Origin of the sequence: Butyrivibrio sp. YAB3001, from assembly GCF_900112195.1 — a bacterium.
Lineage (GTDB): Bacteria > Bacillota > Clostridia > Lachnospirales > Lachnospiraceae > Butyrivibrio.
In genome coordinates this window covers 146,075-170,173 of sequence record NZ_FOKR01000008.1, presented here as the reverse complement: position 1 = coordinate 170,173, position 24,099 = coordinate 146,075, and the positions used below count along the sequence as shown (strand labels likewise).

The following is a 24,099-nucleotide window of genomic DNA, read 5'->3' as shown; positions in this document are numbered from 1 at the left end:
TTCCAACTGTTATCCCCCAGTATGAGGCAGGTTGCCCACGCGTTACTCACCCGTCCGCCACTAACTTTACTCAAGCTTCGACCGAAGTCTCTGCTGCGAGCAAAATCCGTTCGACTTGCATGTGTTAGGCACGCCGCCAGCGTTCATCCTGAGCCAGGATCGAACTCTCACGTTTAAAAGTTTGATCTGGCCAGAACTTAAGCTTGGCTTTTGTTCTGTCCGTTATTTACTATCTTCGTTCTGAATAATTCTTTTGGAATTTTTCAGGGTTGCATTACTGTTTATTTGTCAATGTGCTGGAGTTTATATTCCGCTCCTTTGTTGCATTTGAAGCTGTTCATCAGTTGCATCAGCAGCAACGAATACAAATATACCACCCTCCCCTTAACATGTCAACAACTTTTTTAAAAAATTTATAATTTCTAATATTCTAATATTATAAATTATTGAAGAATGATTAATTAGTATATTCAGGCTGTCAACGCCTTGGGAATATGTTTGTATGATCATCTTCCCCATTCCTTATCAAGTATTTATAAGGAATTGATATTGCTTTAACAAAAAAGGAACTGTAAAAAAGATTCCTCTTCTTTACAGTCCCCATATATCACTTTACTGTTACTTTGCAAGTTGCAGTAAGTTTTGTTTTGCTTGTTGTAGCAGTAATCTTTGCAGTTCCTGGTGCAACTGCTTTTACTTTTCCTGAAGCTGAAACTGTAGCAACATTTGGATTACTGCTCTTCCAGATAATTGGTTCATTTGCATCAGCAGATGCTTCTGTTGCCTTTAATGTGAATGATTTTCCCTTGTTTATTGCCTTTGACTTTACATTAAGCTTAATGCTTGCAGCTTTTACAAGGCCAAGCTTAACACTCTTAGCATAAGAAAGCTCGCCGAAAGATTTCTCTCCGTAAATCATTTTATAAGCTCTTACACGAAAATAGTATGTGCTTCCACCGGTAAGATTGTTCATATTAAATGTAGTGATTGAAGGATCTGTAATATCTGCCACTTTCTTATAATCACCCTTGTCCTGTTTCATATAAACAGCATAGCCTTTTGCTCCGGAAACCTTTTTCCAAGAGACATTAATTGACTTGTAGCTTGCTTTCTTAACACTTGAAAGAGTAACCTGATCCGGTAAGATATCTTCTGTAGATGTATCCCACTCACACATATAATAATAAAATGTAGTAGTCCACCAACTATCTAAAGCACCAGAATTCATTCTCTTTGCACAAACGAGATCAGTCCCTGCTGATGGCCAGCCACCACATGGTGTATAAGTTGCCTTTTCATTAGTAATCCATTTCCATCCAGCGCCTTTAGAATATGCTCCAATTGCATATTCTTCATAACTGGATTTATCTACAATATTCTCAATAAATGTTTCTTCTTTTGATGATGTAATTGTTACAAGATGTCCCCCCAATGCATCACATAATTGCTGTGCCTTAGCCCATGTTACACCACTTTGGCTGTAGTACAATTTGTAATAATGCCCATTAAAAGGCTTTGCATCGTTCGGAATTTTAAATGTTGATGCCTCAACTGTCTGCGCTGGCAAAATACACATTAGCAATGCAATTGCCAATAAAACTCCCCCTACTCGTTGTAATACTTTTTTCATTTGTTACTTTCCCTCCTTGTTTAACCCAAAAATCATTATATTAGCAAAGCATCCATGTTTTCGGGCTTTTTTCCGTGAATTATTATAGCATCCCGCAAATATACTGACAATATTAAACTATTTCTCTGTTGCGCTGATTTTCTACAATTTTCAAAACAATTAATTTACACTTAAATCTTAAAAAAATTGTACCTGAATACCAAAAAACATATGATGCCTCGACAAATGATATATAAAAAATGGAGAAACTCTGTTTCACTAACAGTTTTCTCCATTTTCATAATCTTATGATATTACTTTACAGTAACCTTACATGTTGCTGTCTTCTTTGTAGATTTTGTTATTGCTGTAATCTTAGCTGTTCCTTTTCCTACAGCTGTTACCTTACCTGTTGATGAAACCTTGGCAACCTTTGTATTGCTGCTCTTCCATACTATTGGTTCATTGGCATCAGTAGATGTTTCTGTTGCCTTTAATGTGAATGATTTTCCCTTATTCATCACCTTAGCCTTCACATTAAGTCTAACACTTGCAGCTTTTACAAGACCAAGCTTAACACTCTTAGGATAAGAAAGCTCACCGAAAGATTTTTCCCCATAAATCATTTTATAAGCTCTTACACGAAAACAATATGTGCTTCCACCGGTAAGATTATTAAAAGTAAATGTAGTTATTGAAGGATCTGCAATGTCTGCAACCTTCTTATATTCGCCTTTATCCTGCTTCATATATACAGCATAGCCTTTTGCTCCAGAAACCTTTTTCCAAGAAGCATTAATTGACTTATAGCTGGCTTTCTTCACACTTGTAAGTGTAACCTGGTCCGGCAAAATATCTTCAGTAGATGTATCCCACTCGCAAACATAAGCATTGACTGCGAAATAACTATCACAATAATTCAACTCACCTCTCTGAGAGCTTTTCAGACAGTATAAATTTAAACCTGTTGATGGCCAGTCTTCGCCCGGCTTATAAGTTGTTTTTTCATTTGTAACCCATTTCCATTCAGAATCTTTGCAATAAGCTCCAATAAAATACCAATAAAAATTTGAATCTTTACCTGGAAGAGTCTCTATAAATGTTTCTTCTTTTGATGAAGTGATTGTTACAAGATGTCCGCCCAATGACTCACATAACTGCTGAGCTTTTGTCCATTCCATACCATTCTCATAACTATATAATTTGTAATAATGCCCATTAAAAGGCTTTGCATCGCTTGGTATTTTAAACGTGGACGCCTCAGCTGTCTGTGCCGGCAAAATACACATAAGTAATGCCATTGCTAGTAAAACTCCCCCGAATCTTTGTAATACTTTTTTCATTTGATACCTTTCCCTCCTTGTTCACCCCGATAATTATCACATTAGCAAAAACACGCGTGTTTTCGAGTTCTTTAACGTGAATTATTATAACATTTGCCAAATATACCGACAATTCACATATATGTTGAAGCCTTTTATTATGAATAAGCAAAGATTGCAAAAAAATGGAGAAACTCTGTTTCACTAACAGTTTTCTCCATTTTCATAATAATATGATATTACTTTACAGTAACCTTACATGTTGCTGTCTTCTTTGTAGATTTTGTTGTTGCTGTGATCTTAGCAGTTCCTTTACCAACTGCAGTTACCTTACCGGTTGATGAAACCTTGGCAACTTTTGTATTGCTGCTCTTCCAAATGATTGGTTCATTAGCATCAACAGATGTTTCAGTTGCTTTAAGAGTAAATGATTTACCCTTTGCAATGCTCTTGGATGTAACATTAAGCTTAACACTTGCAGCCTTTACAAGACCAATCTTGGCACTCTTTTCAAATGAAAGATCACCATAAGATTTCTCTCCAAAAATATACTTGAATGCTCTTACGCAGAAAGTATATGTGCTTCCACCTGTAAGACCTGTCGCGGTGAATGTTGTTATTGAAGGGTCTGTAATATCTGCAACTTTCTTGTATTCACCCTTATCCTGCTTCATATAAACAGCGTAGCCCTTTGCACCGGAAACTTTATTCCATGCAACATTGATTGACCTATAGCTAGCTTTCTTAACACTTGTAAGATTAACCTGATCCGGAAGGATATTAGCTGTAGATGTATCCCACTCGCAAATATAATACTTGAACTCATGTCCTTTATTCCAATAATCAAACTTTCCAGAATTTGTATTTTTTACACAAATACGATTACTTCCAGCTACTGGCCATCCGCTATAAGGAGTATAAGAAAACTTCTCATTAGTAACCCATCTCCAAGTATCACCATTTGAATAAGCTCCAATAAAGCACCATTCATATACGCCTTTTTCAGTAAAAAGTTGATTTTCTATAAAGGTGTCTTCCTTGAGTGACGTAATAGTTACAAGATGTCCGCCCATAGATACACATTGCTGTTGTGCCTTATCCCATGTTATATAATCTTCAACATGGTACAATTTGTAATAATGCCCATTAAAAGGCTTTGCGTTGCTTGGAATCTTAAATGTGGATGCCTTAGCTGTCTGAGCCGGCAAAATACACATTAACAACGCCACTGACAATAGAATTGTCACAACTCTTTTTAATACATTCTTCATTGATACACTTTCCTCCTATCTCACTCAAAATTTTAACGACAAACTAGATATTTTTTGAGCTTTTTCGGGTAAAATTATACCATTGTGCATATATACGAAGCAATAAATTTGATCATTTATTTCAAAAATTTAACAAGTAATAAAATGAATTTTCATATCCATTTACAACTCATTTTTTATAGACAACATGATAGCCACAATAGTCTTCGACGTTGTACAAAGAAGCATCTGAAAGCAAACTCAGATCATTACTTGAAAGCACAAATACATCTTTGATATAACCATCAGCATTTATATCTTCAGGCAAAGAAAAAATGAAATTGCCAAAGCTCTCAGCTATACGAAATTCCGCTTTTTCGTCCTTATAAACAACTGAGTCTATAAATTTGTAAGGATCGTATTCATTGTAATAAAGCGCTAGCATAAACGGAGCCGACAAACCATCATAAGTAGAATAAATTGTATTATCATCTCCTGTTATTTCGTATGCTCTTTTTATTGCTTCGCCATAACCAGGCATAAAGATACTGGTTGCATATGTGCTATATTGCATAAAATAATCCTTAGAAAAAGAAATTGCTGCAAACATCAGCAGTAAAGCAGCCACCACAAAAAGCTTGTGTGATTTATCAATAACAAATTCCATTCCTATCACTAAAAAGTAAATAAATGGAATAAACATCATGACCATTCTGCTGGTGTCGGGAACAATTATCATGTTTAGAACAGTGCATGCAAAAAGAAATGCTGTAAACAATGCATCTGAAAATATTTTAAATTTTCTTTTTATCACAAGAAATAATCCCAAAAATGTTATCGGAAATGTGAACTTATATAATGTTCCATACCCCGGAAAAAAATGCATCAAAGTATGGCTCTCATCTCCAATTGTAATGGAAAGAAGCATTGATTTTAAATTTCTGATAATAGTCGTGGGCAAAGAATCTATTGGAACAAGCGCTTCTCCTGTTCTGTCAGCTGTAAATCTATTTACGCAAAAGACTTCAGAAATAAACTCAGGAACTCCCAGATAATTGACACTATAAAACCATAACAATGGAGCAAATACAACAACAAATACAATAATCGCCAAAACAAGCTGATTTACACTAATTTCTTTTTTTACCAAACAATAAGTGCTAAACAGCACAAGAAAAACCGGAATAACAATCGTGGCAGCGCCATAACTGTACATGCACACAGCAAAAGCAGCAGAACTCAGGCAATAAAGCACAGTACTTTTCTTTTTGTGTGCAATTAAGAACAAGTATAGTCCAAGCATCATATTAAAAGGCATGATATTGCAATCAAGACTCCATCTTGACAATATAACGTGCCATGGACAAACAGCAAGAAATGCCGCTCCAAAAAGAGCTATTGCATTCTTATTCTTATTATTTTCAAACGATATTCTAAGTGAAAGATAAAAAAGAAAGACAGTCATAACTCCACAAATTGCAGGTATTAGCCTCAATTTAAAAATACCTGTTCCAAAGAGTTTGATTGAAATAACATTAAGATATATAAGAAGCGGGCTTCCTCCACCGCATCCCCATGTAATAGGATAAATAGGCCATGAATAGCCATTTCTGTCGATTCCAAAATTTGCAAGAATATAGGCCTCATAACCAATTGAAGCTTCATCCTGCTGAAGTCCAAGCGGAATGCTATCGAGTCTGAAAATCCTTATTACAGCAGCTACAAGAATAATAAGAATCAATAGAATATTTGTAATTCTATCATTAAGCCTTATCTCTTTATCTTTTCTTTTCATAAAAATGGCTGCACCAGCCATAAGGATGAATGCAGCCATGCATATATAATTATAGTAATCGATAATTCGCATAAATTCCCCGTCCCAACAATTCATTTTCAATTCACTATTGTATATCAACGCGGGGCTACTGACAACATCCTTACTTATTGCAATACTGAGAATATTTCTTTGGGGAAATACCTACTGATTTAGTGAATGCTTTGAGAAAGTTGCTGTAATCACTAAAACCGCACTTATCGCATACTTCGCTGACTCCAATGCCATCAGCAAGAAGTGACTTGGCCATAGATATTCTCCTTGCAGTCATATATTTATTAATTGTAGTTCCGGTTGCAGCCTTGAATATTCTGCAAATATAAGACTCACTGATATAAAAATGCTTGGACAGGTCATTAATACTGATGGGATATTGAATGTTATTATTTAAATATGAAAGAATCGCATCAACCTGCTCGTTATAGGTCGTAGTTTTCTCAGTTGTCTTATTGGTATTCATATTAATAATGATATTGTTGATCATCACAAAAAGTTCTGTAAAAGTAGCCTTTTCTAGAAGATCATGTCCATAATCATTACTTGTAGTTATCTTATTTATAAAATATAAAAAACGTCCCTGCTGTTCCTGATTGAGTCTTATTTTATGCGAAAACTTTTCGCCACGATTCTGAAAGCAAGCATCAAGATTGGTCTCAGGGCTTGAAATCTTCTGCATATACTCAGGATCGATCATTATCACAATTCTCTCATGAAGTTCCTTGTCAATCTGAGTCAGATAATGAGAATCATATTGATTTATCAGAAAAAGATCTCCCGGCTCAATATCATAGACTTTATTATCTATAAGAAACTGTTTCCCGCCAGAAATAGAATAATACACTTCATAACAATCATGAATATGCATCTCCATTGCTTTCTCATCTTTGTATAAGTGAGCAACGGCAAAATATTTATTCTCCATGCTCGCTGCCATTGCATCTTTACAGGAGTTTAGTTCTTTCATACACACCTCTAATAGCTGATAAAAATAAAATATTTTAGTAAAACACAAAGAAATTGTTCATGCTCATCCATAGAGGATGACTCTAAATTTATCAGGGTTTTCCTATTCAATTTAAAAGAGACAACATACATATTGTACATTGTCTCTTCAAGATATTCAATAATATTAAATCAATTGTTTTATTTTGTGCAAATTTTGCATTGCAGTTTATTCAACATAAATCTGTTTAATACCAAAAACTCCAGAATAAAGAATTACTTTGAACTCTTTATTTGCAAAGTGCGTATGTATCTCTTGCAATAGCAAGTTCCTCATTTGTAGGAACTACCATAAGAGTTACTTTACTGTCATCACCGGAAATAATCTGTTCTTTTCCACGTACCTTGTTAGCTTCATCATTTACTGTTGCTCCGATAAATGCAAGCTTTTCACAGATAAGTTTGCGAACAAATCCGCTGTTCTCACCAACACCGGCTGTAAAGCAGATAGCATCTACTCTACCCATTGCAGCTGTATAAGCGCCGATATACTTAACTACTCTGTAAACAAATGCATCAACAGCTCGCTTTGCACCTGCATGTCCGCCTACATATCCATCTTCAAGATCTCTGAAATCAGAAGAAAGTTCATCAGAAAGGCCAAATACACCAGACTTCTTATTAAGAAGATTTGTAACGTCTGCTACTGATGAATTCTCTTTTTTCATGATGAATTCTACAACAGATGGGTCAATGTCACCTGTTCTTGTTCCCATGATAAGTCCTTCAAGAGGAGTAAGTCCCATGGAAGTATCTACACACTTGCCGCCATCAACTGCTGATACTGAAGCACCATTTCCAAGGTGACATACGATCATCTTGAGGTCCTTTGCATCTTTTCCAAGAATCTCAGCAGCGCGCTTGCTTACATATGAATGGCTTGTACCGTGGAAACCATATCTTCTGATGCCATACTTCTCATAGTATGTATATGGAAGTCCGTAGAGATAAGCATTCTCAGGCATTGTCTGATGGAAAGCTGTATCAAATACTGCAACCATAGGAACCCCGGGCATAACCTTCTGGCAAGCTCTGATGCCAATGAGGTTTGCAGGATTATGAAGAGGTGCAAGGTCGCTTACTTCTTCAATTGCCTTAATAACTTCATCATCAATTATAACTGACTTTGTAAATTTCTCTCCGCCATGAACAATACGATGACCAACAGCTCCGATTTCTTCAAGAGAAACTACACCATTTTCACTGTTTGTAAGAGCCTCAATGACCATCTCGATAGCTCTGTTATGATCAGGCATAGGCTCTGCTATAGTAATCTTATCTTTTCCTGAAGGAGTATAAACTATCTGACTTCCATCGATCCCGATTCTCTCACATAAGCCTTTACAGATAACTGCCTCTGTCTCTGAATCGATAAGCTGGAATTTAAGAGATGAACTTCCACAATTAATAACGAGAATTTTCATAAAAAACCTTCTTTCTTTTAAATATGTGAATAGTAATTTTTGACTTAATAAAGACCATACCATTATAATTGTAACAGTGATAAATATATTCGCAAGGAAAAAATTGTACAAAAATCAGTAAAAAATGAAAGCGTTTACATTTTATGAAAATTGTCGGTATCGTAGCTGAATTTAATCCCTTCCATAATGGGCATCTGCATCTGGTTGATTATTGCAAAACAAAGCTAAATGCAGATTATATCATTGTTGTAATGAGCGGAGATTTTGTTCAGCGAGGTGCTCCTGCCCTGACAGATAAATTCACAAGGACAAAGATGGCTTTATCCTGCGGAGCTGACATATGCCTTGAACTTCCAATTTATTACAGTACAGGAAGCGCTGAGTTTTTTGCAAAAGGCGCAGTCTCTATTCTTGACAAACTTGGCATCGTGGATGAACTTGTTTTTGGAAGTGAATGCGGAGATATCGTGGCACTATCAGAAATAGCCACTACTTTATCTGAAGAATCCAATGATTTTAAATCTGCACTGGATAGTTCATTAAAGAAAGGTTCAAATTTTGCAAAAGCAAGGCAGGATGCTCTTTTATCCGTATTGAATCCGGAAAATGATCCATCAATAAAAGAACACTATTCAAACATCTTAAACTCATCAAATAACATTTTAGGAATTGAATATATAAAGGCAATCATATTAAGAAACAGCAGTATCAAGCCATTGACTATACAAAGAATCGGTGAAGACTATAAGTCTGAAGAAATAAATAATTTCAGTAGTGCTACTGCCATAAGGGCGCATATCTTAAAGCATGGTCTGTCTTCTGAGATATCAAATTCCATGCCATCAGAGTGTTTTAATTGTTTAAAAGATAATTCCGCCAGATTTGCTGACATGAACGAACTTTCAAAGCTTCTTTTGTTTAAATTGCTTGAGGAAAAGAAAAACGGATATGAGAAGTTTTTGGATATCACAAAGGATTTTTCAAATAAAATCCTTTCAAACTTGGAAAAATATACTACTTTTGATGATTTTTGCATGACACTAAAGTCTAAAGATCTGACCTATTCACGAATCAGCAGAAATCTCATCCATATTTTACTGAATATTACATCTTCAAATATGGATGAGTATAAGGAAGATGATTTCACTTCATTTGTTCGTATTCTTGGAATGAAAAAAGCTGCAACTGTAGCGTTAAAAAAAGCAAAAGATAATTCGTCTCTTCCTATAATAAGCAATCTGAAACAGGCTGATTCGCAGCTTGATTTTAATAGCAAAAGACTATTGGATGAGACTCTCTATGCCAGCAAGATCTATAATCTTATCTGCAGCTCTCTTCCACAGAGTGAATACCGTATGAAACAGATTATTATTTAATGAAAGTGCAAACTCCCCAAGGTCATTCCACATCAATGACCTTGGGGAGCGTCTTATAATTCTTTAATAATACAGCTATGATGTTTGTAATTATATTTCTTACTATCGGCATCCTTGTCGTAGCTAATACCTACAACAATGAGGTTTCCTTTGTATGCTTCAAGTACTTGCGGGTAATTATTCTTTTCAATCTGAGTTATTGCCGTCTTGGCACTTTCATCATACTTAAGCTCTATTAAAAGTGCCGGCTTATCAGGATGTTCCGGCGCCGGAATATATACAAGATCAGCATATCCCTTTCCGGTGTCCAACTCCTGTATCAGAGTATAGTAATTATGTGCGCTATAATATGCTAGCTGCACAGCATAACTTAGCGCGGCCTCGCTATTATATGTCATATTTGAAGCTCTGTCATGCGCATATTCTAGCAATTCTGCTACTGTTTCACTATCTTTTTCCCAGGTGGCTATTAAAAGCCTTTCAGAATCGTTTAATATAGCAAACAATCTGTTCCATTTTCCGTTTCTTTCTACAGAATTCTTATACTCATCAAGAATTTCTTTATTTGGTATAAATACTTCTTCTGTTTCAGAATCATATCCAAGATAACCAAGATGTATGAGCAATGTAAGAACGTCATCAGCGCTTACAAATGTTGTCATATCGTTCTGATATTTCTTAATATTTACTTTATATCGTCCACCATTTATTAAAACACTTATTATCTCACTTAGGCCATCTTCGTTTCTTTCTATATGAACTTTCAGAGCTTCTATCGTTTCAGTTGCATTCCAGTAATTTTTAAAATCGCCCTTCATCATACAGTTGACAACAGATTCCGGACTGTAAAGATTTACAGAACAATCTCTCCATCCTACTATTTCACCATTATTACATTCTCTCTTTTTATATTTTAAGACATAGCCATCATACCATTCTTTTACCTTAGCGTAATCAACTTTATACTTATCGCATAAGTTCTTAGCCTCATAATCAGTAAAACCCACATAGTCAGATAATTCTCCGGCGTCAACCATTGAAAACTCGTCAAACATGTTGAGTGCCGAATGCTCTCCATATTTCTTAATAGGCAGTATTCCTGTCATATAAACAAGTGCAATGTTTTTGTTATCTTTAAGAAGGTCACGTAAAAAATCCAGATACTCTTTTTGAAGCTTTGTCTCTTCCTGAAGATTTCTGAAAATACAATCCCATTCGTCAATTACAAAAATAAACTGTTTTTCATTTTTGCTAAAAGACTTTTCAATTGCTTTTTTCAGATTGCCATTATCATACCCTTCTTCAATTATTCCTTCTTCATATAATTCATGTAATATGTCACTTTGGAGAAGCTGAAACATATTTTTTTCTTTTCCAATATAATCAAGCATATTAATATGTATCACATAATACTTATTCATATGCTTTTTAAAGCTTTCATCTTCAGAAATTACATATTTATCAAAAATCGCTGCACTGCCAACGCTATAGTCATAATAAGCACACACCATATCAGCCGCAGTTGTCTTTCCAAAACGCCTTGGCCTTGAAACACAAACAAACCGCTGTTTTGTTCCGATAACTCTATTCAAATAGGCTAACATGCCTGTTTTATCAACATATATTTCAGAATTGATAGCTGTTTCAAATGACATTGTGCCCGGACTTACGATATTCCCCATTTATTTCTTCACACCTTCCTAAAAATATGACAATTCTTGCCTTTTTTATTATAGCGTACAATATTTTCAAGAACAATCGTATGTCTAACATATCAAAGAAGCCAGCGGACACAAAGCAAACACAAAAGCCGCAATAACAAATCCTGCCTCACGTTCTCTTTTATACTTTTACATCTTCCAGTTCTGGGAGATCATCTGTTGTTTTGTCATGCGGCTATAGATGCTGTCATAGCCTGACAAAGATTCAGGACTTCCCTGCTCGGCAACAACACCATCTTTTAAGACAACAATGTGGTCTGCTTTTGCTATAGTTCTCATGCGGTGAGCGATGATCATTACTGTCTTGTTCTTTATAAGTCTTGAAAGTGCTTCCTGAATTGCTGTCTCATTTTCAGCATCAAGTGAAGCTGTTGCTTCATCAAGAAGAATTACAGGGGCATCCTTTAAAAAGGCTCTTGCTATGGAGATTCTTTGTCTTTCACCGCCCGAGAGTTCACTTCCGTTCTCTCCGATATTTGTGTTGTATTTATCGGGTAAAAGATTTACAAATTCATCGCAGTTTGCAAGTCTGGCTGCTTCCATGACTTCTTTGTCAGTTGCTCCGCTCTTACCGATACGGATATTTTCCATAACTGAATTGTTAAACAATGTTACATCCTGAAAAACTATAGAATATTTGGAAAGAAGTGTCTCAGGATCAACCTTGGAAACATCTGCGCCGCCTAGAGTTATTTTGCCGCTGTTTACATCCCAAAATCTTGCAGCAAGTCTTGAAATAGTGGTCTTTCCTCCGCCTGAAGGTCCGATAAGGGCTGTAACCTCACCCTGTCTTGCAGTGAAACTTACGTCTTTTAATACATCCGTGTCATCAGAATACTTAAAGCCTACATGATCGAATACAATATCATAGCCATTGTTCTTTAGTTCCTCTGAGCCTTTCTGTATCTCATGTGAGAGCACTTCATCCAGTCGCTCGCACTGAATTCCTGTAGCAATTATTGCTGCAAAGTTCTGCAAAGTTATTTCCATTGGATCATAGAGCCTTGATACCAGCATTAAAAACATGAAGAACGTGAGCAGATCAATCTCCCCTTTGGCAAAAAGAATACCTCCAACAACAGCTGTTGTTCCAATTCCCAGTTTCAATATGATTGCTGCTGAATTTACATATACTGCCATTTTCAGTTCAGTAAAAAGAGCAAACTTTTCAACTTTCTTAATTTTCCCGTCAAGTTCCTCCATGTATCTGTCCTGAGCGTTATTTGCCCTCAAATCTCTGATTGATTCAAGGCATTCCTGAATACCATCTGCCATATCAAGCTTTACCGCCTGATTCTTGCGGACAGCTCTTTTCTCAGCGCCGGAACATGTTATCACGATAGTAAATGCAACTGGTATCACCCAAAAGCTCGCAAGTACCATTCTGAAATCAAAAAAGAAAAACATGCTTATTCCTACAAGACTGACTGATGCCACTGCCCCGATAAGTTCAGGAATCCAATGGCTTGATGCTGTTTCGATCATTGCGCAGTCACCCATGATATTTGTTGTGAGATCTGCAATATTCTTTTTACCAAAATAGGATAATGGCAGTTTTCTTAATCTCTCAGCTATAGTCGTCCTTCTGACTCCGCTCTCACGATAAGTGGTAAGGAATGTGGCATTATACTGAATAAAGTTCATGATAAAAACAAGGACAAGAACAATAACCGAGCTTATAACATAAAATGAAATTCTGTCTTTATTTAAAGTGTTGCACAATAAATCTTTTATCAGCGTATATAGTATTCCGGCCGACATCATATATACAATATTTGTACATGTAACACTTATGCAGGCTTTGATCATGTCAACTGCGCCTTGCCTTGAAAGCGCGTATTTATGCTGAAGTTTTTCTATCATCTTTATGCACCTACCTTCCACTCAATGGATCTTGTATATTCATCAAACATATGCTTATACAATCCGTTCTTTTTCATTAGTTCATCGTGGTTTCCGGATTCGATGCACTTTCCGTCATCCATGACAAAAATCCTGTCTGCATTCATAACTGTACTTAATCTGTGGGCTATCATTATGAGTGTTTTATCCTTCGAAAGTTCTTCAAATGCCGCCTGCACTTTAGTCTCATTATCAGGATCTGCAAAAGCTGTTGTTTCATCCAAAATGAGTATCGGAGCATCCTTTAGGACCGCTCTTGCAATGGTTATTCTCTGCTGTTCACCTCCGGAAAGATATGTTCCCTTTTCTCCGATCACTGTATGAATACCATCCGGAAGTTTTTCTATGATATCCATGCACTGTGCTTTTTTGAGTGCTTCCAAAACCTGTTCTTCCGATGCGTCCGGCTTAGCCATACGGACATTTTCCAAAATAGATTTTTTTATAAGTCTGCTATCCTGAAATACAAAAGAAACCTGCTCCATAAGTTTGGCAGAACTGATATTTTTTACATTGACACCACCAATCAAAATCTCACCGGATGTAACATCAAAAAATCTCACCATGAGTTCAGCCAAAGTAGTCTTCCCTGAACCTGAAGGTCCCACAAGTGCAACATGCTCGCCGGGCATGATACTAATTGATACGTTGCTTACAGCATCTCTACTTGCCTCTTTGTATCTATAGGTTACGTTTTTAAGGTCAATACCACAGTCTTTGGGCATCTGACCGGATTTTTTTTCTTCGAGAGGCTCTATTTCCATGATTCTGTCCACTCTTTTTAAAGCATCAATAAGATTCATTTCTGCCTCACCGGAATATGCAATCTTTGTAAGAGCCACCGTTATCAGCGGTGTGATGATAATGTAGTACATAATATTCAATATGCTGGCGTTATCAACCCCATCTTTTGTTACAACAAATGCCGCAATAACTATGAATGCGAAGATGGCATTAATACAGGTCATAAATCCCGCCATAGGAAACCTGAGCATCAGCGTGTAGTCAGTTGCCCATTTTCCAAAACCGTCTATGCAGGCCTTGAATCTTTTAAAAGAATGCACTGTCTGTCCAAAAGTCTTTACAACAGGAACACCGCGTACATACTCTGTTGCCTCACTACTCATTGTTTCAAGCGCATCCTGATATTCCTTCATCTTCTCCTGCATGCCTTTTCCCATCATTGCCATGAGACAGGTAAAGCCGATAAGGGCAGGAATCATACAGATAAGTCCTATCTTCCAATTAAAAGCAAATACGAGCACAAGCATACCTATAGGAGTAACCGCGGCAACAGTTTTATCTGCCAAAGTATGAGCTATATAAGTCTCTGTAGCAGCTGTTGAATCATTGACAATGCGCCTTATCTTACCGGTTCCGTCTTCATCGAATACTCCAAGTGGCAATGTAAGTATCCTTCTCATCAGAGCACTTCTCATATTTGCCTGAACCCTGAATGCTGAAATATGCATACAAAGAAGCGCCAGTATGTATACAAAAAGAGCTCCTATTATCAGTCCCACTGCTGTCCAGGCATAAAACTTAATCTTATTTGGATTCTCGCCATTTACCGCTGTTCTTATGATCTTCCAAAGCTCATAATATGGTATCAGTGTCAGCACTGCGCTCACTGCTGCAAGGCATCGCCCAAGAACCATCAGATTCTTATGTCCTCCTGCATACTGTCTGATCAGCTTCATATGATCATATTTTTCCGTCTTTCCCAACTTCTTTTCCTCCTTGTTTTCTATTTATATGAAATATGTTCATATAAGTTATCAATGATTCGCTATCGTTAGCTATCGCTAACTTGAAAATGATAGCTAACAAAAGAAAAAAGAGCCTGTCGGCTCTTTCTACTTAACTCCCATAATTCTCAGCCATCCCGGCATGAAGAACTCCTGGACTGTATTTAGATATTTATCAACTTTTTCATCATCATAATAATGGATGATTGGTTCAAAGCATGCTGTGAGATATGCTGAAAGCAGCATATGTAATTCCTCCTCGCTTAATTCCAAAGTCGGATAACCTTTTTCTCTAAGATATCTTATAGCCTCGAGAAACTCTTTCTGATTACTCTCCACGTAATCATGAATAAAGTTTTCGTGCTTCGTTCCACCTGAACGTGTCATAAGAAGAATAAATTCATCTCTCTGAGGAAGTATAACCTCCCTGATCATATCAATAAACGTCTCTCCAAAAAGTTCATTATCTGGAGCTCCGTCATCGAGCATATTGTGCTTTTTACTGGTATGCCGTCTGGTCCAGGCCTTCATATCTGCGATAAGCGGCTCAACCATCGCATCAAACATTGCTTCCTTGTCTGCATAATGTCTGTACAATCCAGCCGAAGTCATTCCTGCACGGGCTCCTATGCTTCTGATTGAAGCATCTTCGTACCCTTTTTCCAAGAATTCTTCTTTGATAGCCTGTTTGACTTTTTCGTGGCTTAACGACTTATCTCTTGGCATATGATACCTCTAAGTTGTTTCTTTTAGTAATCAGTGATAGCTATCATAGATTACTTCTTTTTAAGATTAATGTCAATCCCCTTAGCTATGTACCACTTAACATAAATTTAATATTTACAACACCGCCTACAATTGAAGTATATTTTTCAACGTGATACCATAATTATGTATATGTTATTTTGTATTTGGAGGTGTTTCATGGGTCTTGTTAAGCTTGAAAAAGGTCAGGTTTTACACAAAGCTGGAACTGATGAAGTAAGCACTATTGAAGTTGTTGTAAAAGGAAGTCTTAAGATTTCTAATCAGTTCACCTCTATATCTTTGGGCGTTGGTGGATTCGTTGGAATTGTAGAAACTCCCGGAGAAAAGTACACCTATAATATTGAAGCAAATGAAGAATCTGCTGTCTATTCATATCCATATGAATCGGTGGATGATATTCCAAATGTTGTTAGATCCAATCCCAAAATTGCTGCTATTCTTGCTGCCCAATCCGTCGAGGCAGCTTCAAAATGCTGTGATGTTTTTGAGGAAGAATTCGACGATGCAATGCATGAATATGAAACAATCATCTCTGATTATGCTGATTATCCAAATCTTTGCATAAAAGTCGGTGAGGTTGCAAAGCAGTTCCCTGAAATAGATGAACTCATTCCTCCAGAAAGAAATGAATCTCTATCAGACTGGGCATTCGATTACATCAGATCTCTTAAGAAAAATGAGGCAACACTAAAAAAGACTCTTTATCCATTAAGCCTAGAAATTGCAGCCGGAACTGTAATGACAACTTACCATATATATCACAATATATCCGAACAGTCCAAGTTATTGTCTGAGTATCGCAAGACTCTAAAATCCAAGACTTCTGCATTTAACACCACCATGAAAGCTATTCGTGCCAAGTTAAATGACCTTGAAAATGCGGAAGAAGGCGGCTCTCATACAGTAACGATTGTAAATGCGCTGAGCACCATTTTGTTATACTCCGGTGTGTCACAGGAAATATCAGAAAAATTTGAAGACCAGATAAGTCAGTTCAAGAGCAACGAAAACCGCTATGACTCATCTGATGAAGCAAGAGCTCTCAGAAGAAGCATCGGAACCACCTTTTATGAAATATACACCCCGGCCTTTATTAAAAGCTTATCTGACCCAAATATTCCTATAGAACTTAAGATGTTCTTTATGTTTGGCTTTGTCGATGAAGAACTTGCAGGAGAGAAAAATACCACAACTCTCTGTAACATGGCAAAAGCCTATGCGCCTGACCCTGATGGAAAAGTCCTTACACTCTACGAATGGCTGGTAAAAATTTATAATCTCAGAGTAGAACCTTCAAGAAATGAGTTTGATCAGGACTGGCCTACCTATCTGCGCGAGCAAAAAATGAGCGGAGACATTAATCAGGAACAGCTTGAACAAATGACTAATGATCCTGTGAGCCGTTTAAAATTTGAGATACATAATCTTTTTGCTCTTGGAAATAGAATGACTTTTGGAAGAATATCAGCTTTTGTGCCTGTTTTCGATTCACAAAATGTCCTAAAGCCTCTTGATATGGCCTACATGACTGTTGGCAAAGTAAATGATTATTATAAGATGATCAGAAATGTTGATTATGGCGTATTCTGCAGGCAGGCTGTTTTTTCAAATCCAGAAATCGGAATAAACCAGATTTACTATGCAAACGACATCACTCCTTACATGATTTTGATGCCAAATGTTGGCTCAAGAGCATCCCTATGGCAGGAAATTGAAGGTAAAAACAGAAGCACACCGGCCAGAATGCTTGTATCCATATTTAATACTGAGAATACCGAAGAATGCATGGTCAGACTCTTTGGTGAATTCAGATGGGAAATGTGCAAGACAGAACAGGGTGTACACTGGAATGACGTTACAGACCCATCACTTACATCTATGTATTGTGATTATCTGCAGTTTTATAAAAAGAATCCTGCCCTTTCATCAGACAATAAAGAAAAGATACGAACTGACCTCAAGAAATACAGTAACAATTATAAAAACATGTTTATTGCTGATTATCTGCAATATGTTAAGTTTGAGTCTGCCGGATCACCTAGACTTAATAAGCTGGCGCGTGAAATCCTCTTTACCTTCTGTCCTTTCTCCAAAGAACTCAGGGAAAAGATTGGCGATAATCCTCAATATACAGAGCTTATCAATCATTACAGCACAAGAATCAACAATATCGCTAAGCCGGTGCTTAATGCAATAGCCAAGCTGAATAAGGAGCAGATTCCTGTTCCGGAAATTTTGACAAAGCAGATTGAACATTTGAAGAAGTGATTTTTCAATAACTTAGATTTTTCAAATATAATATCAATAAAATAGAGATGGAGCAGAAGGCATATATTTTATGATATGCAGCTACTCCATCTCTTTTATGTTATATATAAACTAAAATACAAAATGTCTAGCCTATGCATAAATTGCCAATGAAATATATCCGGCTAATTCATCGCTTCTGGTCCATTGCCAATTATGAACTATAATCAGATCATTTTTGCCTGTTCCAGATTTTGAATATACTCTCTAGCAGCAACAGCATTATCCGGCTTTGTATCTTCCAATGTAGCATGAATAAATGGTTTCTTCTCGTTAGTGAACTTTATTATTGAAGAATAGTCAAGTTCTCCAAGTCCGCATGCCATACTCTTCACTCCATCATTTTCAAGAACGCAGTCTTTTAAATGAATCATACAGATTTCTTTTTCCAAAATATCCATTGCTTCTTCAAACACTTCATATCTCTGAGCATAGTTGTCAGTCCAAAGAAGGTTTACCGGGTCAAAGATGATCTGAAGATTTGGAGATTCGATTCTATCAAGCACTTCTCTTGCTCTTTTTGGTGAATAAACAATATGTCTGTAGACAGGTTCAATTGCAACTATAACGCCCATCTTCTCTGCATATTCAACAACAGGCTTCAAATTAGTAATAAATGTTTCCAGTGCTTCCTGACTATGGCAGGCTTCCTTGTCATATGAATAATTCACATTAGGAGCTCCGGTCTCTGTACCAACCATACCTGCTCCCATAAGCGAAGCAAAACGGATATGGGCCATATATTTTTCCTGATTTGCTCTAAGCGCTGCTTCATCAGGAGTTGCAAGATTCAAATAACAACCAAGAACAGCAACATCCAGATCAGCATGTCTGAAAGCATCTCTTAAATACATTGCATATCCAGGTGTAAGCGCTGTGGGATTCGCAGTAAATCCGGGCACTTTAGAAAGAGCTATGTGGGTGCAGGAAAATCCTTGTTTTTTTATTTCTTTAAGACGTTGTTCAAAAGGAAGTTCAACTGTATCATGAAATCTGATTCCAATCTGCATATTCTTCTCCTCAAAATCATATTTTTCTAACAAATTCTATTATCAACCATTTACCTCAATTTTAAAAGAATCTTTTATCAAAGCTTCATCTGCCAGAAGTGTAGAATAAGGCTTTCCTAAATCTGATATTCCCTTTGCAATCATTCCGGCAAAGAGCATTGCTCCTTCATATTTAAGATGAGTATTATCTATCTTCCCTTCAGGAGCCCACTCTGCCTCCATAGGAGCAAGATTCATAAAGTATTGCTTTGACCTCTCATCTCCTACTCGCTGTAAAAACTCCCTGCTCATTCCAAAGAGGTCAATTAGAGGAACCTCATATTTAGCTGCTGCTTCTTCCATACCCTTTACATATTCGATATGGGCAGAGGCTTTGAGCTTTCCATCTTCAAATAATCTTCTCTCAACAGGGCTTATCAGAACCGGATATGCTTTTTTATTTCTCGCAGCGGTTATAAATTCGCCAAGATTATCGATAAATGAACCATGTGGTTCTGTATACCTTGATGGATCCTCTTTTTTCTCATCATTATGACCGAATTGAATAAAAAGATAATCTCCCTCTGATATTTCTTCTTTTATTCGTTCAAGTCTTTTTTCATCAATAAAGCTCTTTGTGCTTCTGCCATTTACTGCATGGTTGTAGATGATAACATCTTCCTTGGCATATCTGTCAAATGCCTGTCCAATACCGGTCTGCGGGAAAGTATTAAATTTATTACAGGCAACCGTCGAATCTCCTGCCCAAAATATACGTCGCATTTTTGTCTCCTACTCTTTTCGCACACGAACACCAAATACACTTGTATGCAAGCATTCATTCTCTTGCCGCTCTTGTGATACAAATTTAAAAGGGAAACCGAAGTTTCCCTTTTAGAACAATTATTCTTTTACAGCTCCAACATTAACACCCTGAACAAAATACTTCTGCAGGAATGGATATGCTGCCATGAAAGGTAGGATAGCGCATACAATTGCCGCATAATAAAGTGTGTTCTGTGAAACCTTGTAAGCTGTTGTTGGCGTGTCGCCATCCATGATCATAACTCTCAGCTTGTACTGGAAGTTAACCTGATCAGGATTTGTAATATAAATCTGAACGGTACTGTAATCATTCCAAACAGTTACCGCAAACATAAGACCGATAGAAGCAAGCGCTGCTTTTGAGAGAGGGAGCACAATCTTGAAAAAGATTCCCATTGGGGTGCAACCATCAATCTTAGCTGCCTCAAATAAAGACTCTGGTATTCCTTCAAAGAAGTTTTTCATAAGTACCAGATTGTAAACATTCATACCATGCTTGACAACAAGTATCCACATTACATCTACAAGATGGAGCTGTTTCATAACAAGGTATTCAGGGATAAGTCCGCCATTGAAAATCATCGTAAAAAGTAGGAAAAAAGAAAAAATACTTCTTCCCGGCATATCTTTCTGAGTCAGAACATATCCACCAAGTGTTGTAAGAACGAGTCCAAGAAGTGTACCTAAAACAGTTGTAATAACTGAATTAAGGAATGGTCTGTATAATCTTACAGTTGTAAAAATTGTTTTGTATCCATTAAGTGTAAAATCTTTCGGCCAAAGTCTAAACTGATAAACACCAACCGCGTTAAAAGAGTCAACTACGACCTTCCAAATAGGAATGAGAACGATTAAAGCAATTATAACGAATACAATATAGTTAAGAATATCAAATACGTGTATTTTATTCTTTTTAGCATTAACACGCATTGGTGCTGCATTTGCCTGCGCCATAATGTTCCTCCTTAAATAATACCGCGTCCACGAATTTTCTTACTTGCCCAGTTACATACAAGCACAAGAACGCAGCCTACAATTGATTTAAATAAACCTACCGCAGTGGTATAACCATAGTTCGGTATGGCAGTAAGGAAGGTCTGACGATAAACATATGTAGAAATAACGTCAGATACATCAAACACACGGTTGTTATATAGTACAAATACTGACTCGAAAAGGTTAAGAACCTTAGCAAGGTTAAGAATCAGTACGATAATTACCGTATTCATAAGTGCCGGTACTGTAACATACCATATTTTCTGAAGTCTTGAAGCTCCATCAATATCTGCAGCTTCATAAAGTTCAGGATTGATTCCGGAAAGTGTTGCAAGGAAAATAACTGTTCCCCAACCTGTTTCTTTCCAAATATTGATCATATAAAAGATAGGTCTCCACATACTCTTTGTATGAAGGAAATCTATACTCTGACTGAGTAATCCCCATGATTTCAAGGTTTCATTTACAAAACCTGTTGAAGACTTTGATAAAAACAACTGGAAAATAGCTGCTACTACTGCCCATGACATAAAGTGAGGCAGATAGATAATTGTCTGTAAGGATTTCTTTGCGAACATATTGTGCATTTCATTTAAGAAAACAGAAACCAAAACAGATGCGAATGTTGTAATCAAAAGCTTTGTTATAGATAATTGCAGTGTATTGGTAAACGCAGTCCAGAACTCTTTTTTACCAAACATTACACGGAAGTTGTCAAGTCCAACCCACTTAATACTCTTAAGTTTATATTCATAAAATGCGTAACGAACGCCTAACATAGGCCAGTAATAAATAATAATTACATAAACCAAAACCGGAAGAAACATCAGGTAATATCCACGGTTATTCCAAATACGTGTACCTAGAGGTTTCTTATTGACAGAAGCACCCGTGGATGTTGTAGTAATATTCTGTTTCTTACTCATAGCACCCTCATCCTTTCACAATATAATCCCCATCCCCAAGAAGATTCTGCTCTTCCTGAGGATGGGGAAGACAAATCAAATAATTTTATTGTAATTCAATTACTGAGCATTGAGCTCGTCAAGAATCTGCTGAGCAAGATCACCAAATTCTGCCTGGTACTGAGCAACTGCTTCTTCAGGTGTGATTTCACCTGCTACAGCCTGCTTCATAAGTGTTGTCTTAGCTTCAACAAGAGCTGCTTCGTTCTCTGCAAGAGTATCGCATGAAGGTGCTGCAGGAGCATCAACACAGTTCTCTGTGAAGAACTTATTACCCTTCTGAACGAGTTCATCGTTATCAACGAAACCGTTTGTAAGAGGAGCGATTACAAGTACTGAATCAAGATGGTTCTTCTTCCATACAGAGTTAGGGTCGTTAGGAGACTGCTTAAGGTGGAACTGACCTTCTTCATATGAATAATCCTTCTTCTTCTCTGGATCATCAGCATTTGTTGAGAATTCCTCAGCGTGTGTTGACCAGTGAACATCTTCAGCACCATATGTCCAAAGAGTCTGAACCTTGTCACCATCAAGCATTGTCTCAAGAAGTGCATCGAAGATAGCCTTTTCACGAGCTGAATTACCATCCTGATCATCTGTAATTACCCAAACAGGAGCTTCTCTGTTGATGTATCCACCCCATGTATCCTTGATTTCCTGGATAGGAGCAAGCTGAACAAGTCTGTTATCACCAAGATCGTTGTCAACTTCCTGCTTTTCCATGTTAGTTGTAAGTGTTCTAAGCCATGTACCAGCCCAATATGTGAATACACCTTCTGATGTTGTCTGATCGTTAGAGAAGAACTTCTCACGAGCCTGCTTTGTACCAGCATCTTCTGTATCAGGATCGATAACGCCATCAGCAACACCCTGTGCAAGTCTGCCAAGTGCATCGATTGTAGCCTGCTCCTGGAATCCATCTACCCAAACGCCATCCTTCTGATAGAATGAAGGGTATGCGCCCTGCCAGAATTCAGGCATGTAGTTGATGTATGGAGCTTCATCAAGCTTACCAAAGCCGGCAGCAATAACGCCATATGTACCAGCACTTCCGTTTCCGTCAGGATCATTCTCTGTGAATGCCTTAAGGAGTGCATAATAATCATCAAATGTCTTAATATCTTCAACCTTCTTGCCTACTGCATCAAGCCATGACTGCTTAATGTAAGTAACACATCCGTTACCATATGTAGGAGCGAAACCATAAAGGTGTCCTTCGCTGTCTTTCATGTTCTCGTTAACTGAAGGAAGTGTTACACGAGACTGGAACTCAGCATTTGCATATGCATCAGCCATATCCCAAAGTATACCTGTTGTCTGATACTGTCTGAGCATTGATGCGCTCATGATCATAGCGTCAGGATAGCTTCCGTCACCAGGTTCGCCTGTTGTAAGAAGTCTTGATACTGTTCCTGCATAATCTGAGTGATCAAGCTGATTGATATTAAGGTCAATTGGATGTCCAAGCTTCTCAGATACTGCAGCTTCCCACTGCTCTTCAAATTCCTTCTGTCCGCTTTCAACTGTAGCTGTAAGAGTTCCGTCAACTACAATGTTAAGAGTCTCAAGTTTGAAATCCTCAGCAGCTGCTGTTTCTGTTGATGCAGCTCCGTCTGTAGCCTGAGTCTCTGTCTTAGTATCAGCCTGAGCTGTCTCTGTTGATGCAGGAGCAGTTTCTGTAGAACCGCAAGCTGCGAGAGATGCAACCATTGCTGAAGAAAGAAGTAAAGATAAAACTTTCTTTTTCATTTTTATTTGTTCCTCCCATTAATGTTTGAAAATAAAATGTAAGCGTTTTCACTTGCTTATGTACGTACTTTATCATGTATTTGAAGCCTTTGCAAGCATGAATTTTGTCGGTTTTGTAACAAAGTTGTGTAACTTTTCATGAAAGCGGCGATTTTACTGGGTTTCCGAAAATGCTTACATGTTAAAATTTACAAAAAAAATTTTAAAAATACAATTTTTGACAAAGGCTTTATAAATATTTTGTACATTATTTCAAATAAGAAACCGCTTGCATTTGTATGTATTTACCAACAAGCTAAAATGTAACCAATT

General features: G+C 37.1%; 17 protein-coding genes and 1 rRNA gene. 2 read left to right on the top strand and 16 right to left on the bottom strand.

Features of this window, described 5'->3' with window-relative positions:
• The 7 genes from BM086_RS10640 to BM086_RS10610 form a co-directional block, all read right to left on the bottom strand.
• Positions 1 to 175 (bottom strand): 16S ribosomal RNA (locus tag BM086_RS10640); the annotation flags it as partial.
• Positions 176 to 607: 432 nt separating this feature from the next.
• Positions 608 to 1,630 carry an Ig-like domain-containing protein gene (locus BM086_RS10635; protein WP_092326123.1) on the bottom strand — a complete coding sequence of 341 codons (1,023 nt, stop codon included), beginning with the start codon at positions 1,628 to 1,630 and terminating at the stop codon, positions 608 to 610.
• Positions 1,631 to 1,923: 293 nt separating this feature from the next.
• Positions 1,924 to 2,952, bottom strand: coding sequence for an Ig-like domain-containing protein (locus BM086_RS10630; protein WP_092326121.1), 1,029 nt, complete (start codon positions 2,950 to 2,952; stop codon positions 1,924 to 1,926).
• A gap of 218 nt (positions 2,953 to 3,170) precedes the next feature.
• Entirely contained in the window at positions 3,171 to 4,202 is a 1,032-nt protein-coding gene (locus BM086_RS10625; RefSeq protein WP_092326119.1) for a lectin-like protein, read from the bottom strand.
• Positions 4,203 to 4,371: 169 nt separating this feature from the next.
• Positions 4,372 to 6,048, bottom strand: a complete 1,677-nt coding sequence (locus tag BM086_RS10620; protein ID WP_175560213.1) for an ArnT family glycosyltransferase — start codon at positions 6,046 to 6,048, stop codon at positions 4,372 to 4,374.
• 70 nt (positions 6,049 to 6,118) lie between these two features.
• Entirely contained in the window at positions 6,119 to 6,979 is an 861-nt protein-coding gene (locus BM086_RS10615; RefSeq protein ID WP_092326114.1) for an AraC family transcriptional regulator, read from the bottom strand.
• 268 nt (positions 6,980 to 7,247) lie between these two features.
• Positions 7,248 to 8,441: an acetate/propionate family kinase gene (locus BM086_RS10610; protein ID WP_092326111.1), complete on the bottom strand. Its 1,194-nt coding sequence runs from the start codon at positions 8,439 to 8,441 to the stop codon at positions 7,248 to 7,250.
• 143 nt (positions 8,442 to 8,584) lie between these two features.
• Between BM086_RS10610 and BM086_RS10605 the strand changes: the two genes are divergently transcribed.
• Positions 8,585 to 9,817: a nucleotidyltransferase gene (locus tag BM086_RS10605; protein ID WP_092326109.1), complete on the top strand. Its 1,233-nt coding sequence runs from the start codon at positions 8,585 to 8,587 to the stop codon at positions 9,815 to 9,817.
• Between the two features lie 53 nt (positions 9,818 to 9,870).
• Here the strand turns inward: BM086_RS10605 and BM086_RS10600 are convergent, their stop codons facing one another.
• From BM086_RS10600 to BM086_RS10585, 4 genes are all read right to left on the bottom strand, one after another.
• The gene (locus tag BM086_RS10600) at positions 9,871 to 11,499 is read right to left on the bottom strand and encodes an AAA family ATPase (protein WP_092326106.1); all 1,629 of its coding nucleotides are present in this window, start codon (positions 11,497 to 11,499) and stop codon (positions 9,871 to 9,873) included.
• Between the two features lie 168 nt (positions 11,500 to 11,667).
• Positions 11,668 to 13,401 (bottom strand): ABC transporter ATP-binding protein, encoded by a 1,734-nt coding sequence (locus BM086_RS10595; protein WP_092326103.1) that lies wholly within the window; start codon positions 13,399 to 13,401, stop codon positions 11,668 to 11,670.
• 2 nt (positions 13,402 to 13,403) lie between these two features.
• Positions 13,404 to 15,140 (bottom strand): ABC transporter ATP-binding protein, encoded by a 1,737-nt coding sequence (locus tag BM086_RS10590; RefSeq protein ID WP_092326141.1) that lies wholly within the window; start codon positions 15,138 to 15,140, stop codon positions 13,404 to 13,406.
• A gap of 156 nt (positions 15,141 to 15,296) precedes the next feature.
• Positions 15,297 to 15,914 (bottom strand): TetR/AcrR family transcriptional regulator, encoded by a 618-nt coding sequence (locus BM086_RS10585; protein WP_092326100.1) that lies wholly within the window; start codon positions 15,912 to 15,914, stop codon positions 15,297 to 15,299.
• A gap of 198 nt (positions 15,915 to 16,112) precedes the next feature.
• On the opposite strand from BM086_RS10585, the gene BM086_RS10580 reads away from it, so the two are divergent.
• A complete protein-coding gene (locus BM086_RS10580; RefSeq protein ID WP_092326097.1) occupies positions 16,113 to 18,224 on the top strand; it encodes a cyclic nucleotide-binding domain-containing protein in 2,112 nt (703 codons plus the stop codon).
• A 206-nt stretch (positions 18,225 to 18,430) separates the two neighbouring features.
• Here BM086_RS10580 and BM086_RS10575 read toward each other — a convergent pair whose 3' ends face one another.
• From BM086_RS10575 to BM086_RS10555, 5 genes are all read right to left on the bottom strand, one after another.
• Entirely contained in the window at positions 18,431 to 19,273 is an 843-nt protein-coding gene (locus tag BM086_RS10575) for a sugar phosphate isomerase/epimerase family protein (protein WP_092326094.1), read from the bottom strand.
• 42 nt (positions 19,274 to 19,315) lie between these two features.
• Positions 19,316 to 20,035: a rhamnogalacturonan acetylesterase gene (locus BM086_RS10570; protein ID WP_092326092.1), complete on the bottom strand. Its 720-nt coding sequence runs from the start codon at positions 20,033 to 20,035 to the stop codon at positions 19,316 to 19,318.
• Positions 20,036 to 20,155: 120 nt separating this feature from the next.
• Complete coding sequence (locus BM086_RS10565) at positions 20,156 to 21,031, bottom strand: carbohydrate ABC transporter permease (RefSeq protein WP_092326090.1); 876 nt, start codon at positions 21,029 to 21,031, stop codon at positions 20,156 to 20,158.
• An 11-nt stretch (positions 21,032 to 21,042) separates the two neighbouring features.
• On the bottom strand, positions 21,043 to 21,999 hold the full coding sequence (locus BM086_RS10560) for an ABC transporter permease (RefSeq protein ID WP_092326088.1): 957 nt from the start codon (positions 21,997 to 21,999) through the stop codon (positions 21,043 to 21,045).
• Positions 22,000 to 22,098: 99 nt separating this feature from the next.
• Entirely contained in the window at positions 22,099 to 23,787 is a 1,689-nt protein-coding gene (locus tag BM086_RS10555) for a hypothetical protein (protein WP_092326086.1), read from the bottom strand.
• Between the last annotated feature and the right edge of the window lie 312 nt (positions 23,788 to 24,099).

Coding starts and splice junctions, on each gene's coding strand:
- BM086_RS10635 (WP_092326123.1), bottom strand. CDS start 1,630: ATGAAAAAAGTATTACAACGAGTAGGGGGAGTTTTATTGGCAATTGCA.
- BM086_RS10630 (WP_092326121.1), bottom strand. CDS start 2,952: ATGAAAAAAGTATTACAAAGATTCGGGGGAGTTTTACTAGCAATGGCA.
- BM086_RS10625 (WP_092326119.1), bottom strand. CDS start 4,202: ATGAAGAATGTATTAAAAAGAGTTGTGACAATTCTATTGTCAGTGGCG.
- BM086_RS10620 (WP_175560213.1), bottom strand. CDS start 6,048: ATGCGAATTATCGATTACTATAATTATATATGCATGGCTGCATTCATC.
- BM086_RS10615 (WP_092326114.1), bottom strand. CDS start 6,979: ATGAAAGAACTAAACTCCTGTAAAGATGCAATGGCAGCGAGCATGGAG.
- BM086_RS10610 (WP_092326111.1), bottom strand. CDS start 8,441: ATGAAAATTCTCGTTATTAATTGTGGAAGTTCATCTCTTAAATTCCAG.
- BM086_RS10605 (WP_092326109.1), top strand. CDS start 8,585: ATGAAAATTGTCGGTATCGTAGCTGAATTTAATCCCTTCCATAATGGG.
- BM086_RS10600 (WP_092326106.1), bottom strand. CDS start 11,499: ATGGGGAATATCGTAAGTCCGGGCACAATGTCATTTGAAACAGCTATC.
- BM086_RS10595 (WP_092326103.1), bottom strand. CDS start 13,401: ATGATAGAAAAACTTCAGCATAAATACGCGCTTTCAAGGCAAGGCGCA.
- BM086_RS10590 (WP_092326141.1), bottom strand. CDS start 15,140: ATGAAGCTGATCAGACAGTATGCAGGAGGACATAAGAATCTGATGGTT.
- BM086_RS10585 (WP_092326100.1), bottom strand. CDS start 15,914: ATGCCAAGAGATAAGTCGTTAAGCCACGAAAAAGTCAAACAGGCTATC.
- BM086_RS10580 (WP_092326097.1), top strand. CDS start 16,113: ATGGGTCTTGTTAAGCTTGAAAAAGGTCAGGTTTTACACAAAGCTGGA.
- BM086_RS10575 (WP_092326094.1), bottom strand. CDS start 19,273: ATGCAGATTGGAATCAGATTTCATGATACAGTTGAACTTCCTTTTGAA.
- BM086_RS10570 (WP_092326092.1), bottom strand. CDS start 20,035: ATGCGACGTATATTTTGGGCAGGAGATTCGACGGTTGCCTGTAATAAA.
- BM086_RS10565 (WP_092326090.1), bottom strand. CDS start 21,031: ATGGCGCAGGCAAATGCAGCACCAATGCGTGTTAATGCTAAAAAGAAT.
- BM086_RS10560 (WP_092326088.1), bottom strand. CDS start 21,999: ATGAGTAAGAAACAGAATATTACTACAACATCCACGGGTGCTTCTGTC.
- BM086_RS10555 (WP_092326086.1), bottom strand. CDS start 23,787: ATGAAAAAGAAAGTTTTATCTTTACTTCTTTCTTCAGCAATGGTTGCA.